This is a genomic window from Aliirhizobium sp. YIM B11859, assembly GCF_057163345.1.
Window position 1 is genome coordinate 392,076 of record NZ_JBXHAY010000001.1, and the last position, 11,610, is coordinate 403,685.

Annotated in this window: 13 protein-coding genes; 9 read left to right on the top strand and 4 right to left on the bottom strand. The window is 60.0% G+C overall.

All coding sequences use genetic code 11. The features are described 5' to 3' along the window. Positions 1-253: 253 nt before the first annotated feature. The 5 genes from AC2GXZ_RS01725 (at position 254) to AC2GXZ_RS01745 (ending at position 5,931) form a co-directional block, all read left to right on the top strand. The gene (locus tag AC2GXZ_RS01725) at positions 254-1,288 is read left to right on the top strand and encodes a methionine ABC transporter ATP-binding protein (RefSeq protein ID WP_483758235.1); all 1,035 of its coding nucleotides are present in this window, start codon (positions 254-256) and stop codon (positions 1,286-1,288) included. Continuing rightward, positions 1,278-1,946, top strand: a complete 669-nt coding sequence (locus tag AC2GXZ_RS01730; protein ID WP_483757397.1) for a methionine ABC transporter permease — start codon at positions 1,278-1,280, stop codon at positions 1,944-1,946. Before AC2GXZ_RS01725 ends, AC2GXZ_RS01730 begins: the two co-directional genes overlap by 11 nt. Positions 1,947-1,967: 21 nt before the next feature. Further along, the gene (locus AC2GXZ_RS01735; RefSeq protein ID WP_483757398.1) at positions 1,968-2,747 is read left to right on the top strand and encodes a MetQ/NlpA family ABC transporter substrate-binding protein; all 780 of its coding nucleotides are present in this window, start codon (positions 1,968-1,970) and stop codon (positions 2,745-2,747) included. A gap of 88 nt (positions 2,748-2,835) precedes the next feature. Beyond that, positions 2,836-3,615 (top strand): MetQ/NlpA family ABC transporter substrate-binding protein, encoded by a 780-nt coding sequence (locus AC2GXZ_RS01740; RefSeq protein ID WP_483757399.1) that lies wholly within the window; start codon positions 2,836-2,838, stop codon positions 3,613-3,615. A gap of 114 nt (positions 3,616-3,729) precedes the next feature. Beyond that, positions 3,730-5,931 carry a putative bifunctional diguanylate cyclase/phosphodiesterase gene (locus AC2GXZ_RS01745; protein ID WP_483757400.1) on the top strand — a complete coding sequence of 734 codons (2,202 nt, stop codon included), beginning with the start codon at positions 3,730-3,732 and terminating at the stop codon, positions 5,929-5,931. A gap of 10 nt (positions 5,932-5,941) precedes the next feature. On the opposite strand, the gene trhO is transcribed toward AC2GXZ_RS01745, so the two are convergent. From trhO to AC2GXZ_RS01760, 3 genes are read right to left on the bottom strand one after another with little or no spacing between them, the layout of a single operon-like run. Beyond that, positions 5,942-6,898: an oxygen-dependent tRNA uridine(34) hydroxylase TrhO gene (trhO, locus tag AC2GXZ_RS01750; RefSeq protein ID WP_483757401.1), complete on the bottom strand. Its 957-nt coding sequence runs from the start codon at positions 6,896-6,898 to the stop codon at positions 5,942-5,944. An 18-nt stretch (positions 6,899-6,916) separates the two neighbouring features. After that, on the bottom strand, positions 6,917-7,900 hold the full coding sequence (locus AC2GXZ_RS01755; RefSeq protein ID WP_483757402.1) for a CHAD domain-containing protein: 984 nt from the start codon (positions 7,898-7,900) through the stop codon (positions 6,917-6,919). After that, complete coding sequence (locus AC2GXZ_RS01760; RefSeq protein ID WP_483757403.1) at positions 7,875-8,372, bottom strand: CYTH domain-containing protein; 498 nt, start codon at positions 8,370-8,372, stop codon at positions 7,875-7,877. The genes AC2GXZ_RS01755 and AC2GXZ_RS01760 overlap by 26 nt, the downstream gene beginning before the upstream one ends. 159 nt (positions 8,373-8,531) lie before the next feature. On the opposite strand from AC2GXZ_RS01760, the gene AC2GXZ_RS01765 reads away from it, so the two are divergent. Together AC2GXZ_RS01765 and AC2GXZ_RS01770 are read left to right on the top strand one after the other, a co-directional pair. Beyond that, positions 8,532-9,170, top strand: a complete 639-nt coding sequence (locus AC2GXZ_RS01765; RefSeq protein WP_483757404.1) for a 2-dehydro-3-deoxy-phosphogluconate aldolase — start codon at positions 8,532-8,534, stop codon at positions 9,168-9,170. 127 nt (positions 9,171-9,297) lie between these two features. Then, positions 9,298-10,035 (top strand): tellurite resistance TerB family protein, encoded by a 738-nt coding sequence (locus tag AC2GXZ_RS01770; protein ID WP_483757405.1) that lies wholly within the window; start codon positions 9,298-9,300, stop codon positions 10,033-10,035. A gap of 108 nt (positions 10,036-10,143) precedes the next feature. Here AC2GXZ_RS01770 and AC2GXZ_RS01775 read toward each other — a convergent pair whose 3' ends face one another. After that, positions 10,144-10,455 (bottom strand): hypothetical protein, encoded by a 312-nt coding sequence (locus AC2GXZ_RS01775; protein WP_483757406.1) that lies wholly within the window; start codon positions 10,453-10,455, stop codon positions 10,144-10,146. A gap of 250 nt (positions 10,456-10,705) precedes the next feature. Here AC2GXZ_RS01775 and AC2GXZ_RS01780 point away from each other — a divergent pair, with 250 nt between their 5' ends. Together AC2GXZ_RS01780 and AC2GXZ_RS01785 are read left to right on the top strand one after the other, a co-directional pair. Beyond that, positions 10,706-11,392, top strand: a complete 687-nt coding sequence (locus AC2GXZ_RS01780) for a GNAT family N-acetyltransferase (RefSeq protein WP_483757407.1) — start codon at positions 10,706-10,708, stop codon at positions 11,390-11,392. Positions 11,393-11,406: 14 nt separating this feature from the next. Beyond that, the gene (locus tag AC2GXZ_RS01785; RefSeq protein ID WP_483757408.1) at positions 11,407-11,607 is read left to right on the top strand and encodes a hypothetical protein; all 201 of its coding nucleotides are present in this window, start codon (positions 11,407-11,409) and stop codon (positions 11,605-11,607) included. The last annotated feature ends 3 nt before the right edge of the window (positions 11,608-11,610 follow it).

Here is an 11,610-nt window from a genome sequence, read left to right on the forward strand (position 1 = left end):
TCCCTAGGAATTATGGCAAGTCCGGGGCATTGATCGGTCAAGAAAACAAGGTCGCCCGGCCTTGAGTGGAAAGCCGATCAAATGCTCCGGAAAGTCACCTGTCATCAAATGTGCCGCCTGGGTGCATGATTTATAGACGGCGCCCTGTCGCCGGCATGACCTGACTAACTGTGAGTTCAATATGACGATCCAATATGCCGCGGCCAGCGCCGTGTCGTCCCAAGGGACGCAGGCAGCTCCCCAAAGCAATCCGATGGTGTGTTTCGAAGGTGTGACGAAACGTTTCGGCGGGGCCGGCGGGCAACCCGCGTTTACGGCGCTCGACGGCATCGATTTCAGCGTCGCACACGGCGCGATCACCGGCATTATCGGTCGCTCCGGTGCCGGCAAGTCGACGCTGATCCGGCTCGTCAACGGCCTTGAAAAACCGACATCCGGCAAGGTCGTGGTCGACGGCGTCGAAGTCGGCGGATTGTCGGGATCAGGCCTTCGCGATCTTCGTCGCCAGATCGGCATGATCTTCCAGCACTTCAACCTGCTGACCTCGCGCACCGCCTTCGACAATGTGGCGCTGCCGCTTGAGATCGCAGGTGTCGACAGAGCGACGATCAAGGCCAAGGTCGGGCCGCTGCTCGATCTCGTCGGGCTTGGCGACAAGGCCGGTCGTTATCCTTCCGAACTTTCCGGCGGCCAGAAACAGCGTGTCGGCATTGCGCGGGCGCTTGCGACCGATCCGAAATTGTTGCTTTCCGACGAGGCGACTTCGGCACTCGACCCGGAAACCACGCAATCGATCCTGGAACTTCTGAAGCGCATCAATGCCGAGCTTGGACTGACGGTTCTTCTCATCACCCACGAGATGGAAGTGGTGAAAGCGATCACGACCGACGTCGCGGTCATCGACCGGGGCATCATCGTTGAATCCGGCCGTACGTTCGACGTCTATGCCAACCCGAAACACGACACGACACGTACGCTGCTTGCCTCGTCGCTTGCGTTGCCGGAATGGCTGCGAACCGGCGTCAAGCCGGTGGCCAGCGCCGGCGACCGTGCACTCGTGCGGCTGATCTTTTTCGGGGACACCGCATTCCAGCCGTTGACCGGCCGGCTCGTCGCTGAACTCGGTTCGGGTGTCAACATTCTTGCCGGCGGCATAGAGGAAATCGGCGGGCGTCCCTTTGGCTCGCTGGTCGTATCCTATTCCGCCGATCCGGCGGTCATCGATCGGGCAAATCGCTTCTACGCCGAAACCGGCCTTTCCACGGAGGTGCTTGGTTATGTCGCCTGATATGCTCTTCAATCTTCTCCTGAAAGCGCTCGGCCAGACCATGCAGATGGTCGCTGCCGCGGGCGTCATCGGTTCGATCATCGGATTGCCGATCGGCATCTTCCTTGCTACCAGCGGCAAGGGCGAGCTGTTTCCGGCACCGGCCGTCAATCGCATCATCGGGCTGATCGTCAATGCGGCACGCTCGACGCCGTTCATCATTCTGGTCGTTGCCATCATTCCGTTCACCCGGCTGATCACCGGCACATCGATCGGTACCTATGCGGCGATCGTGCCTTTGACGATTGCGACCATTCCGTTTTTTGCCCGTCTGGTCGAAGCGGCGATCCGCGAGATCGACAAGGGGCTGATCGAGGCGGCACGGGCGATGGGGGCGACACCGACGCAAATCGTTTTCAAGGTGCTGCTGGCTGAAGCCCGCCCGGCACTGATCGCGGCACTGACGATGACCATGGTCAGCCTGATCGGTTATTCCGCCATGGTCGGCGCGGTCGGCGGCGGCGGCTTGGGCGACCTTGGCATTCGTTACGGCTACCAGCGCTTCATGCCGGAAATGATGCTGGCCGTCGTCGTGGTGCTGATCGTGCTGGTGCAGCTCGTTCAGAGTGCCGGCGATGCGCTCGCCCGACGTTTCGATAAACGTAATCGCAAGAACTGATTATTCGAGAGGGACAGGATAATGAAGACACTGATCGTAGCCGTGACGCTTGCAACGCTCTTTACAGCAGGTGGCGCTTTCGCCGAAACCAAGAAGATCGGCGTGACGCCCGGGCCGCACGCGCAGATCGTCGAAAAGGTCAAGGAAGTCGCCGCCAAGAAGGGCCTCGCGCTCGATGTCATCGAATTTTCCGATTACGTCGTGCCCAACCAGGCGCTGTCGGACGGTGATATCGACATCAATTCGTTCCAGCACCAGCCTTATCTCGACAACCAGGTAAAGGAACGCGGGCTCGATCTCGTCAGCGTGGCGAAATCTGTCAATTTCCCGATGGCCGGTTATTCGAAGAAGATCAAGGTGCTTGCCGATCTCAAGGACGGCGCATCGATTGCCATCCCGAACGATCCGAGCAATGGCGCACGTGCGCTGATACTGCTTGCCGACCAGAAGCTGATCACGCTGAAGGACGGCGTCGGGGTCAAGGCTTCTGTCGCCGATATCACCGGCAATCCGAAAAACCTCAACATCGTCGAGCTCGACGCAGCGCAGCTGCCGCGTTCGCTCGACGACGTCGATCTTGCCGCGATCACCACCAATTATGCGCTGGCTGCCGGCCTCAACCCGAAGACGGACGGCATCTTCCAGGAAAGCACCAAGGCACCTTATGTCGGCGTCATCGCCGTGCGCGCCAAGGACAAGGATGCCGCGTGGGTGAAGACCTTCGTCGAGAGCTATCACAGCGACGAGGTGAAGGCCTTCATCGAAGAAAAGTTCAAGGGCGCCATCACCCCGACATGGTGAGACCCCTCGATTTCGGCTGCCGGAAAAGGTCATCAAGAGCCGCCGGCAGCCGGTTGAAAATTCATAAGAACATCAAGAGGAAATACTCATGAAGACGTTGATCATTGCTGCGGCACTGGCAGCCTTTGCCGCCGGTTCCGCCCTCGCCGAAGACATCAAGGTCGGTGTGACACCGGGCGAACATGCCCAGATCATGGAAAAGGTCGCCGAGATCGCCAAAACCAAAGGCCTGAATATCGAGATCCTCGAGTTCTCCGATTACGTCGTGCCGAACCAGGCGCTCGCCGATGGCGATATCCAGGCGAATTCCTTCCAGCACCAGCCCTATCTCGACAACCAGATTGCCGACCGCAAGTTCGATCTCGTCAGCGTCGGCACGACGATCACCACGCCGATGGGCGTCTATTCGAAGAAGGTGAAAAGCCTCGACGAGTTGAAGGAAGGCGCGACCATCGCCGTTCCGAACGATCCGACAAATGGTGGCCGTGCCCTGCTGGTGCTCGCCTCCAAGGGCCTGATCAAGTTCAAGGACAATGCCGGCCTGAAGGTCACGCCTGCCGATATCGTCGAGAACCCGAAGAAGATCGAATTCGCCGAGATCGATGCCGCCCAGCTGCCGCGCTCGCTTGATGATGTCGATGCCGCCGTCATCAACACCAACTACGCGATCGAAGCCGGTCTGCATCCGAAAACCGATGCGATCGCCATCGAAGGCGAGAAGTCGCCCTATGCCAACGTGATCGTCGTGCGTGCTGCAGACAAGGACAAGCCCTGGGTCAAGACGCTGGTCAGTTCCTATCACGACGACAGCATCCGCAAGTTCATCAACGAACAGTTCAAGGGCGCCCTGATCCCCTCCTGGGAATAGAGCAGGCCAACCGAAAAGGGGCGTCGCAAGATGCGATGCCCCTCGAATTTACGCCATTCTTAACCGTATTTGAAGGAATGACCGCGATAAACTTCTAGTTTAGAGAGGGGTTCCATGGGGTTGTTGCCATTCAGTCTTCGACGCCCCGTCCATGTCGGGCGAAAGTCCGCCGTCACGCTGATGCTTGGCGTGTTCGCCCTTGTCGTCTTTCTCGTCACCATCTTCATTCTGACGGCCGTCAACCGGATCGCCGATCACGCCAATAATCTCGACGAGGAGCGCTCGCGCGCGACGACCGCCGGTGCAATCCGCACCTTCCAGGACCAGCTGCATGCGACGCTGAACGACTATGCCGCCTGGGACGATGCGGCGACTTTCGTGTATGCCCCGGATGGCCAGGACTGGATCACCAGCAATTTCGGCGACATGACCGTCAACAGCGACCTGTTCGATGTCGCCGTCCTGATGGATGCCGAGCGTCATGTGCTGATGGCCTACCAGGACGGGCAACCCGTCTCGTGGGATCCGAACGACTATTTCGACAGTTCGCTCTGGACGCTGTTCGACAACGCCCGCTCGGTCGGGCCGGAGGGTGTGCCGGAGGCCATCGGCTTTACCGCGACGTCGAAAGGGATCGCCGCGACCGGCGTCGCGCTGGTGCGGGAAAAATCCGGAGCGATCGATCAGCCGCCGGAGAAGCGACGGTATCTGATCTTCGCCCGTCATCTCGACGCTCCGAAGATCAGTCATCTGGCCAGCACCTATGTGGTCGGCGGCCTGCATTTCGTCCGATCCGACGAAAAATTGCCGAATGCGGTTCCCATCCGCAATATTCACGGCCGGCCGCTCGCCGCACTCGGCTGGGAGCCGCGCATGCCGGGCGATATCAGCTACCTTCAGGTGCGTCCGCTGGTCTACAGTGCGCTTGCCATGGTTGGCCTGTTCTTCCTGCTGCTGCTTGTCGCCGGCACCAATGCGCTCAACAGACTGAAAAGCGATGAGGCTTCCGCCCGTCATCTGGCGATGACCGACCGGTTAAGCGGGCTGATGAACCGCACCGGCTTCTTCGTTGCCCTCGACGATATCGTCGAGGAAGGAAAGCGCAGCGAGGAGAGCGGCGTCATCATCTACCTCGATCTCGACGGCTTCAAGGAAGTCAACGACGCCTATGGCCATGGAACGGGCGATATGCTGATCAGAAGCGTGGCGGCGGGGCTGAAAATGCTGGTGAACGACGATGCCGTGCTCGCGCGGGTCGGCGGCGACGAGTTCGCCATCGCCGTTCTGACCGCTGCGCCCTTCGAGCTTGCCGAAATCTTCTGCGCGCGCATCCTCGGTTTCTTTGCCGAACCCTTCGTCATCGGCGAGCGAGTGGCGGTGATCGGCGCAAGCATCGGGATCGCGGTCTCGCCACATGGTGCCGTGAGCGGGGCAGAACTCGTCCGCCGGGCCGACATGGCGATGTACCGCGCCAAGGAGAGCGGCCGCTCTCGGTTCGAATATTATACGCCCGACATGGATGCCGAACGGGAGGAGCGCCACCGGCTGGAACTCGATCTGAGGATTGCGATCGAACAGCAGGAACTGAAGGTCGTCTACCAGCCCGTCGTGTCCGCCAGGGATGGCAGGATCGTAGGGGTAGAGGCCCTGGCACGCTGGAACCGCAAGGGGTATGGACCGGTTTCGCCGGACGTCTTCATCCCGATCGCGGAAACCTCCGGCCTGATCGACCAGCTTGGCCTTTTCGTCCTTCAATGCGCCTGCGAAACGATCAGACGCTGGCCGGGCCTGAAACTTTCCGTCAACATTTCTCCGGGGCAGTTTCGCGACCCGGCATTCCCGCAGCATGTCAAATCGGTGCTGCTCGGGACCGATGCCACACCCTCAAACATCACGCTGGAAATGACCGAGGGGTATTTCATCCAGAACGCCGACCGGGCCAAGACATCGATGGCCGGGCTCAGGCGGCTGGGGGTGCACATCGCTCTCGATGACTTCGGCGCCGGCTTTTCGAGCATCGGTTACCTTCGCCAGTTCGGCTTCGACCGGATGAAGATCGACAAGTCGCTGGTCCATGCGCTGGTGGATCAGGGCCAGAGTGCTGCCGACCTCCTGCAGGCGACGGTGGCGATGGCGCGCGCGCTCGATATTCCGGTGACGGCCGAGGGGGTGGAAACCGATGCCCAAGCGCTGCAATTACGGCTTGCCGGTTGCGACCAGTTGCAGGGCTATCTGTTCGGTCAGCCGATGGAGGCAGACGACATCGACCGCCTTCACCAGCGTGACGAACGCCGGGCGATCTTTGCGCTGACGTAAGGGGGAATGCTCAGCCGCCGATATGCCTGACGCCGCGCTTCCTGGCGAGCGCGATCTGAAGCTGCCGCTGGCGATAACGCAGGCGATCTTCCTCGCTGCGGCTGTCGTAGCAGTTTGAGCAGGAGACGCCTTCCTCGTATTTTTCCGAGGTGATCTCTTCGGCTGTGATCGGGTTGCGGCAGGCATGGCAGAGCCTGTGATTGCCCTCTTTCAGGCCATGCTCGACGGAAACACGCTCGTCGAAGACGAAGCAGGCGCCTTCCCACAGGCTTTCCTCTTCCGGCACGTCCTCGAGATATTTGAGGATGCCGCCCTTCAGGTGGTAGACCTCATCGAAACCCTGCTCCTTCATGAAGGCGGTGGCCTTCTCGCAGCGGATGCCGCCGGTGCAATACATGGCGATCTTCGGCTTGTTGTGCAGGCCGGTATTGTTCTTCACCCAGTCGGGGAATTCGCGGAATGTTTTGGTATTCGGATCGACCGCACCCTTGAAGATACCGATCGCCGTCTCGTAGTCGTTGCGCGTGTCGATCAGGATCGTCTCCGGATCCGAGATCAGCGCATTCCAGTCCTTGGGCTCGACATAGGTGCCGACGATGCGGTTGGGGTCGATATTCTCGACGCCCATGGTGACGATCTCTTTCTTGAGTTTCACCTTCATGCGCACGAAGGGCATTTTCGACGCGCGGCTTTCCTTGTGCTCGAGCCTTGCAAATTCCGGCTGGGCGCGCAGATGGGAGAGCAGACGGGCAATCGCGTCATCGGTGCCGGCGACGGTGCCGTTGATGCCTTCGCGGGCGATCAGCAGCGTTCCCCTGATGCCGTTTTCCTCACAGAAAGCCTGCAGCGGGGCGCGGAAGTCTTCGAACCGTTCGAAGCGGGCGAAATGATAGAGCGCAGCCACCAGGAAGCCACTGGTTGCCCCATCGGCCGCTGCCGATCGCGATGTGATCTGATTGTCTGTCATGCGGGCTCAAATACAGCGCTATTTCACGCCGCGCAACGCGGATTCTTGCGAAGCGTTGCCGGTGCCCTTGTTCACCCTGCGCGGGGAGGTGGATGTCTTTGCCGCCTCTTCCCACAGAAGGGCGATCAGGCGGCTTTCGGCCTCGGGGCTTTCGGCGAAGGTTTCATGCGCAAGACGCGTCGCCTCGCGCCGGAGGATCTGCTGGCGGTTGATGATGGCAGCCAGCAGGCGAGCCAGTGTCTCGCTGTCGCCGAAGAGATCCGGCTGCTCGTCAACGACTGCCGTCAGGACCGAGAGATCGTGCTCATGGCCGAGCAAGTCGACCAGCGTCTTGCATCCGGCCTGTTTGGCAAGCATGGCGGAAGGCCAGATCTCGCGCAGCAGTGAGAGGTGCATCCAGTAGGTCTGACCGCATTTGCGCAGATCATGATAGGTTTCGGCGCCGCCATGATCTTTACAGGCGGCCAGCGCCGCATGGGCCTTCCGGCGCTGCTTCCGCCAGGCCTTGGCGAGCTTGGCTGCAGCCTTGCGTGGCGCATCCGAAAGCTCGAGCGCGTCGAGCGCTGCCATCGCCTGGCGGCAATCGGCGGCGGCTGTGGCCATCTTGGCCGGCAAATCATGTTCCTCGGCCGCTATCCGGTCCCGTCGCGCGGCAAGCATGGCGCGTGCTGCCGCGAGCGCTTGTTGTTCTTCTGGAGAGCCCGCGAAATCGCCGAGATAGTCCACCGTCTCGACCAGCGCTGTGGCATCCCGGACCGCCGCAAGTGACTGGGCGATATCGCGGATGCGGGAATTTTCGCGGCGGCGGAACTCGGGTGCCGCAGGCTCGATGAGCCGATAGAGGGCACGGATGCGCTTGAAGCGCTTGCGGGCATCGTGAATGGCCTCGTGTGGGCCATCGGGCTGATCATCGATATAGCCGATCGCTTTGACCAGCTGGTCGTTTGCCACCAGGCGAACCTCGGCGGTGAACGGCTTATCCGGTCTTAAACGATAGGCCATTCAGCAATTCCTCGCTCAGATCCTCTGTCGCCATCGTCACATTGGAATAACGCCGGTCTCCGGTCACTTCCTGGCCGATCCAGTCTGGAATGGCGGGCTGCACCTTTTCATGGGCGATCTCGACCTCGGCAACGACGAGGCCGCTATAGGTTCCCGAATAGACGTCGACTTCCCAGACATGATTTTCGAAGGGGACCATGTAGCGGGTCTTTTCCAGCACCACGCCCAGTGCCTGTTGCGACATCTCGCGTGCATCGGCAAGGGGGATGTCATATTCGAACTCGTCACGTGCGAAGAGATCCCGGCCGATCTTTATGGTCAGGCGGGCGCGTTCGTCATCCATGATGCGAACACGAACCGAGCGATCCTTGCCGGAGGCGATATAGGCCTGCAGAAAACTCGAAGAGGAGGCGGTCTTTGCGCGCCATCCATCATTCTTGACCAGATACTTGCGCTCGATTTCCTTTGCCATACCACCTACGCCTGTCTTGGAACATCGGATGCACCGTAGTGCAAACATGACGTTTGGAAAATGCGTTCTGTCGCACCGGCCGGTTTTTTCTCGACAATGACGGTGCCGGCGTTTATTTCCGGGCTCCATATTTTCAATTGTTTTATGGGAGACGCCATCATGGTGAGCAAGACCGAAAAGCTACTGTCGATCCTTAAGCTGCAGCCGGTTGTACCGGTCCTGATCGTCGAGGATGCCAAGTCGGCAGTTGGCCTCGCCAGGGCGCTGGTCGCCGGTGGACTGAGGGCGATCGAGATCACCATGCGCACGCCGGCCGCCCTCGACGCGGTCAAGGCCGTCGCACAGGAAGTGGAAGGCGCCCATGTGGGTGCCGGCACGATCCTCAATGCCAAGGACTGGGACGCCGCCGTCAAGGCCGGCTCGACCTTCATCGTTTCGCCGGGCGTGACCGAAGGCGTGCTTGCCGCCGCCAAGGATTCTCCTGTTCCGCTGCTGCCGGGCTCTGCAACGGCAAGCGAAGTGATGAAGCTTCGCGAGGCCGGTTACGACGTGATGAAATTCTTCCCGGCCGAGCAGGCCGGTGGTGCTCCGATGCTGAAGGCTTTGTCGTCGCCGCTTGCCGGTACGCTGTTCTGCCCGACCGGCGGCATCTCGCTGAAGAACGCCAAGGATTACCTGTCGCTGCCGAACGTCATCTGCGTCGGCGGCTCCTGGGTTGCGCCGAAGGAACTGGTGGCTGCAGGCGACTGGGCCGGGATCACCAAGCTTGCTTCGGAAGCCTTCGCGCTGAAGGCCTGAAGCTGAGCATCCGGGCAGGCTGTCGTCATGCCCTTCTGACAATTTCGTTATCGGACACGCGGGAAAATTGTTTTCCCGCGTTTTCGTTCTTATCTCCCGTCTGGAATTCAACCGACAGGAGATATCGATGTTCGACGCGAAGAAACTTCTCGACCAGTTCCTCGGGTCACAGGTCCCGGGGCGTTCGGGAGGCGAGAAGTCCGGATCCGCGTCGGGTTGGGCGGGGCAGATTACGGACATCGCCCGGAACAACCCGCTGAAGACCGCCGGTATTGCTGCTGCCATTCTTGGCACCAAGACGGGTCGCAAATTTGCCGGCAACGCCGCGACGATCGGTGGTATCGCCGCTGTCGCGGGCCTCGGTTATCTCGCCTACAAGAATTACAAGTCGGGGCAATCTCCCCAATCGGCGCCGCAACCGCAGCCGAATGCCAATCAGCCGATCGCTCTGCCGCCGCCGGACTCGGCCTTCAGCCTGGAATCGCCGCAGCTCTCCAACGACTTTGCCCTGACGCTGGTGCGGGCAATGATTGCTGCGGCCAAGGCCGACGGTCATATCGACCAGAGCGAGCGGGCCAATATCATGGAGAAGGTCCATGCGGTCGATCTGGGCTCCGAGGCGGAAGCCTTCATCGCCGAGGAACTCGCCAATCCGGTCGATCTCGACGACCTCGTTGCCGCCGCGCGGACGGAGGAGCAGAAGGTGGAACTCTACACCGCGACGCGGCTGACCATCGATCCGGATACGCGGGCTGAACGGGGGTATCTCGACATGCTGGCCGGGCGCCTCAATCTTCCGGACGCGCTTGTCGACCATATCGATGCGACCGTTTCCTCTGCCAAGGTTGCTTCCATGCCCGTCTGACGGGCGCATAGTTTCGTCCCTCAAGGTTTTTTTTCGGGGTATCGCTTTTCCCGATACTTTGATCGCCATGGACAGAGGCCGTCCGATTACAGGGCGGCCTTCATCGTCTCAGGCCCCGGTCCCGCCGCTGCGCTGCCGGAACATGAATTCGATCTTCTTCCAAAGACTTGGCCGTTCGGTCTGGCCGATGACGAGGCGCCCGTGACGAGTGATCGAGACGATCGTGCCCGCCGACCATTCGCCACCCTGATCAATTCTCACGAGATTGCGCCGCATCGCATCACGGAAGAAGTCTTCTTCTTCCAAAATGTCGTAGTCTTCCTCGCACAGGAGTAGGTGCCCTCTATTTCCTGCTACCTGGCCAAGAAAAGAAAGCAGTCTCGGGTCTATTGGTGGTGTCTGCGGAAGGTTTACGGGCATCGATCGAATCTCGGTAAAGCTGAAATATCTAAATCAATATTGGGGAAGAGAACAATATCCCCGATCGACCAAATATTGATGATGATAAATGAGAGGGAAACGCATTGGGTTTCAATTGGAGCAATTCGGATATGCAGGTTAAACCTGCTGGCTCCTCTTTTCTCGCCTTCTGGCTCCCCGTTGGAGCGGCCGATGGCGTTGCCTAACCTGCATCCTTCACGTAAGCCTCTGTTATCTCAACGAGGCTCCCATGCGCGATCTGAAGACCTATAAAGTTGCGGCTCCGGCCCCCGTCACTCTGAGCGGCAGGTTGATCACTCTCGAAACCTATGATCGGGAAACACATCTGCAGCAACTTTGGGACGCTCTTGGTGGCGCCGCAGAGATCAACGACCTGATCCGCTATTTTCCCAACGACGAATATTCGACGCCCGACGAGTTCGGGGCATGGCTCGAGAATGCGCGTGCCAATCTCAGCTTCGTAACTCTGGTGGCGCGGGAGAATGCGACGGGCCGGATCGTCGGCATGGCGAGCTATATGCGTCCCGATCCGAAGAATGGTGTCGTCGAGGTTGGTTCCGTTGCCCATGGTGTGGCGATGAAACGCTCGCCGATGTCGACGGAATTGCACTATCTGATGGCAAAACACGTCTTCGACGATCTCGACTATCGGCGCTACGAATGGAAGTGCCATAACGAGAACGAGCCCAGCAAGGTGACGGCGCTGCGTTATGGCTTCACCTTCGAAGGGGTATTCCGCCAGCATGTGATTTCCCGCGGTGGAAACCGCGATACAGCGTGGTTCTCGATGATCGACAGCGAGTGGCCGGTGGTGAAGGCGGCGTTCGAGGCCTGGCTTTCGCCGGGTAATTTTGACGCGGACGGCAAGCAGAAACGCCGGCTGGAGGATATCCGCGCCGAAATCGCGGCCTCCTGAGACAAGGGAATAAGATGACGCCCGAGACAAGATCGCAGGTCATTGCAGCCGCCGTCATCCTGCTCGGGGCGGGGGTGGTCATTTATTTTCTGCCGACGCTGGTTCTGTGGATCGGGCAATATTCGCCGGTGCTCGCCTTCGTCGTCGGCGCCGTGCTGCTTTTGGGTTTCTTCTGGATTTTCTGGCTTAGGGCCCGCTATCAGCAGCGGCGCTAAGCG

Excerpts from the sequence above, each read along its gene's own strand:
- AC2GXZ_RS01775 (WP_483757406.1), bottom strand. The coding sequence starts at position 10,455 with ATGCCCGTAAACCTTCCGCAGACACCACCAATAGACCCGAGACTGCTT.
- AC2GXZ_RS01730 (WP_483757397.1), top strand. The coding sequence starts at position 1,278 with ATGTCGCCTGATATGCTCTTCAATCTTCTCCTGAAAGCGCTCGGCCAG.
- AC2GXZ_RS01725 (WP_483758235.1), top strand. The coding sequence starts at position 254 with ATGGTGTGTTTCGAAGGTGTGACGAAACGTTTCGGCGGGGCCGGCGGG.
- AC2GXZ_RS01785 (WP_483757408.1), top strand. The coding sequence starts at position 11,407 with ATGACGCCCGAGACAAGATCGCAGGTCATTGCAGCCGCCGTCATCCTG.
- AC2GXZ_RS01770 (WP_483757405.1), top strand. The coding sequence starts at position 9,298 with ATGTTCGACGCGAAGAAACTTCTCGACCAGTTCCTCGGGTCACAGGTC.
- AC2GXZ_RS01765 (WP_483757404.1), top strand. The coding sequence starts at position 8,532 with ATGGTGAGCAAGACCGAAAAGCTACTGTCGATCCTTAAGCTGCAGCCG.
- AC2GXZ_RS01760 (WP_483757403.1), bottom strand. The coding sequence starts at position 8,372 with ATGGCAAAGGAAATCGAGCGCAAGTATCTGGTCAAGAATGATGGATGG.
- AC2GXZ_RS01780 (WP_483757407.1), top strand. The coding sequence starts at position 10,706 with ATGCGCGATCTGAAGACCTATAAAGTTGCGGCTCCGGCCCCCGTCACT.
- trhO (WP_483757401.1), bottom strand. The coding sequence starts at position 6,898 with ATGACAGACAATCAGATCACATCGCGATCGGCAGCGGCCGATGGGGCA.
- AC2GXZ_RS01740 (WP_483757399.1), top strand. The coding sequence starts at position 2,836 with ATGAAGACGTTGATCATTGCTGCGGCACTGGCAGCCTTTGCCGCCGGT.
- AC2GXZ_RS01755 (WP_483757402.1), bottom strand. The coding sequence starts at position 7,900 with ATGGCCTATCGTTTAAGACCGGATAAGCCGTTCACCGCCGAGGTTCGC.
- AC2GXZ_RS01735 (WP_483757398.1), top strand. The coding sequence starts at position 1,968 with ATGAAGACACTGATCGTAGCCGTGACGCTTGCAACGCTCTTTACAGCA.
- AC2GXZ_RS01745 (WP_483757400.1), top strand. The coding sequence starts at position 3,730 with ATGGGGTTGTTGCCATTCAGTCTTCGACGCCCCGTCCATGTCGGGCGA.